Source organism: Streptomyces solincola (genome assembly GCF_002982015.1).
GTDB classification, from domain to species: domain Bacteria; phylum Actinomycetota; class Actinomycetes; order Streptomycetales; family Streptomycetaceae; genus Streptomyces; species Streptomyces solincola.
The window spans coordinates 1-3,190 of the sequence record NZ_PVLV01000313.1; the positions used below are offsets into that span (position 1 = coordinate 1).

Here is a 3,190-nt window from a genome sequence, read left to right on the forward strand (position 1 = left end):
CCCCTCCCCGCCGCCGCCCCGCGTACCGCCGTCGTCATCGGCTGCGGAACCACCGGAACGTCCCTCGCGCTCGCCCTCACCGGCGCGGGCGTGCGGGTGGCGCTGGCCGACGACGACCCGCGGGCCGTCGCCGAGGCCGCGGCGCTCGGCGCGGGGACCGCCTGGACCCCCGCGCTCCCGCCCGCCGACCTGGTCGTGGTCGCCGTCCCGCCCGCCGCGGTCGCCGACGTCCTCTACGACGCCCAGAGCAGGGGACTGGGGCAGGTCTACACCGACACCGCCGCCACCAAGGAGATCGTCAGCGCCGAGGCCGAACTGCGCGGCTGCGACCTCAAGGGGTACGTGCCCGGGCACCCGCTCGCCGGCCCCGACGGCCCCGGGCGGGCCGCCGCCGACGCCGCCCGCTTCACCGGACGGCCCTGGGTGCTCTGCCCGTACGACACCACGCCCGCCGCGGCGCTGGAGACGGTCGCCGCGACGCTCGACCTGGTCGGCGCGCGCCGCGTCGACCTGGCGCCCCACGTACACGACCGGATGCTGGCCGAACTGTCCCACGGGCCGCACCTGGTGGCGGCCGCCCTGGCCACCCGGTTCGCCGACGGCTCCGAGCCCCTCCTGGAGCTGGCCGGGGACCGGCTGCGCGAGGCGGTGCGCGGGGCCGCCGGCGACCCGTGGCTGTGGAGCGAGGTCCTGGCGCACAACGCCGGCCCGGTCGCCGACGTCCTGGAGCGGATCGCCGGCCAGCTCACCCGGGCCGCCGCCATCCTGCGCGAGGGCGACCCGGGCGCCCCGCTCGAACTCGCCCTCACCCTGGAGGAGGGCCGCCGCGGCCAGGCCGCCCTGCGGCGCGCCGCCGAACCCGGCACGCTGGAGGACGTGCCCGCCCGGCGCCGCTCCTGAGCCGCCGCCCGCCCCTCCCGCCCCACCGGTCTCAGCAACGTCAGAGATGCCCTGACCACTGCCTTTTCGAAGCATGGGACGAGGGTGCACGACGCCCGGATCCACCCCGCACCCGGATCCACCCCGCATCCCGCACCCGGAACCACCCCGTATCCCGTACCGGAACCACCCCGTGTCCCGTATCCCGCATCCCCGAGGACGAGGTGCTGAGCAGTGGCTGTTGACATCGCACAGGGCAACGCGCGCGGCATTGCCTCCATCTACAACTCCGCCGTGGCGGCCTACGCGATCGCCGCCGCCTGGGAGATCGGCGCCCTCGACGAGCTGCACCGGGCGCGGACCCTGGACACCGCGGACTTCGCACGCCGCGCCGGCCTCGACCCGCAGTCCACCACCGGCCTGTTCCGCGCCATGGCGGCCGTCGGACTGGTCCGGCGCGACGACGCGGTCGTCCACACCCTGGACGCCTTCGACGAGATGTACCGCAACAAGTCCTTCTTCCACTGGCTCAGCCGCGGCAGCGCCGAGCTGTTCCAGCAGATCCCCGCCGTGCTGCGCACCGAGAACCGCACCGGCGACTACTACCGCCGGGACCCCGCCGCCATCGCCTACGCCTGCCGGGAGATCGACCAGGTCACCTACGCGCCCACTTTCTGGGCCGCCATGGGCCGGGTCGACTTCCCCTTCACCCGGGTCGCCGACCTCGGCTGCGGCAGCGGCGCCCGGCTGATGCAGGTGCTCGACCGCTACCCCGGCACCACCGGCGTCGGCGTGGACATCGCCCAGCCGTCCATCGAGGTGGCCCGCAAGGAGGCGCACGAGGCCGGCTTCGCCGGCCGCGCCGAGTTCGTCCAGGGCGACGTGCTGCGACTGGAGCCGCGCCCCGAGTACGCCGACGTCGAACTGCTCACCTGCTTCATGATGGGCCACGACTTCTGGCCCCGCGAGAACTGCGTGGCCACCCTGCGCCGGCTGCGCGAGGTCTTCCCCGCCGCCCGCCGGCTGCTGATCGGCGACGCCACCCGCACCGCCCTGCCCGACACCGAACTCCCCGTCTTCACCCTGGGCTTCGAGCTGGGCCACGACCTGATGGGCACCTTCCTGCCGACCGTCGAGGACTGGGAGCCGGTCTTCGCCGAGGGCGGCTGGGAACTGGTCCGCACCAACCGGATCGCCCTCACCGTGGGCGAAGTCATCTTCGAACTCGCCTGACCCGCCCCGACCTACGAAAGGAGGCCCCGCCCATGCCCACCGTCGCGCAGGCCGTCGGCCGGACCCTGGCCGCGCTCGGTGTCCGGCACGCCTTCGGAGTCGTGGGCGGCGGCAACATCCTGGCCGCCGCCGCGCTCACCGCCGAGGGCGTGCACTACACGGCGGCCCGGCACGAGGGCGGGGCCATGGCGATGGCCGACGCCTGCTTCCGGGCCACCGGGGAGGTCGCGGTGTGCACCACCACCCACGGCCCCGGCATCGCCAACACCCTCACCCCGCTCGCCGACGCGGCCAAGAGCCGCAGCGGCGTCCTGCTGCTCTGCGGCGACGCCCCGCTGAGCGGACCCCGCCGCCACGACATCGACCAGAGCGCCCTGCTGGCCGCGATCGGCGTGCGCACCCTGCGCCCCACCGACCCGGCCACCGCCCGCGCCGCCGCCGCCGAGGCCCTGCGCCTCACCCGCGAACACCACCAGCCCGTGGCCCTCCTCCTCCCCGCCGACCTCACCGACCGCCCGGTTCCCGCCGCCGAGACCGACCCCGTCGCCGCCGTACCCGTACAGCGGCCCGCGAGCGCCCCCGACCTGTCGGCGGCCCTCTCCCTGCTCTCCTCCGCCCGCCGGCCCCTGCTGCTGGCCGGCCTCGGGGCCTGGCACGCGGACGCGGGCAAGATCCTGCGCCAGCTCGGCGACCGGCTCGGCGCGCTGTTCGCCACCACCGTCATGGCCGGCGGGCTGTTCCACGACAGCCCCTGGTCCCTCGGGGTCTGCGGCGGCTTCGCGGCCCCGGCCGCCGCGGCACTCATGCGCCAGGCGGACGTCGTCCTCGCCTTCGGCTCCAGCCTGGACACCTTCACCCTGCACGGCGGTCGCGCCCTGGACCCCGCCGCCACCGTCATCCAGGTCGACCTGCCCGACGCCACCCCGTCCTCCCGGACCGACCTCCTCCTGACCGGCGACGCCCACACCACCGCCGTCCGCCTCCTGGACGCCGTCGAGACGCTCCCACCCCCCGCCTCCACCTGGCGCGACGCTTCCGCCCCCCTCGTCGCCCAGGCCCAGGCCGGCTGGGCGGACGA

At 75.9% G+C, this 3,190-nt stretch carries 3 protein-coding genes; all 3 read left to right on the forward strand.

Annotated features, from left to right (window positions below):
• Positions 1-900, forward strand: a 900-nt coding sequence (locus tag C6N75_RS20120; RefSeq protein ID WP_407703249.1) for a prephenate dehydrogenase/arogenate dehydrogenase family protein, incomplete at its 5' end; no start/stop codon positions are given.
• Between the two features lie 213 nt (positions 901-1,113).
• Positions 1,114-2,112: a class I SAM-dependent methyltransferase gene (locus C6N75_RS20125; RefSeq protein WP_105870311.1), complete on the forward strand. Its 999-nt coding sequence runs from the start codon at positions 1,114-1,116 to the stop codon at positions 2,110-2,112.
• A 32-nt stretch (positions 2,113-2,144) separates the two neighbouring features.
• Positions 2,145-3,190, forward strand: a 1,046-nt coding sequence (locus C6N75_RS20130) for a thiamine pyrophosphate-binding protein (RefSeq protein ID WP_146132618.1), incomplete at its 3' end; no start/stop codon positions are given.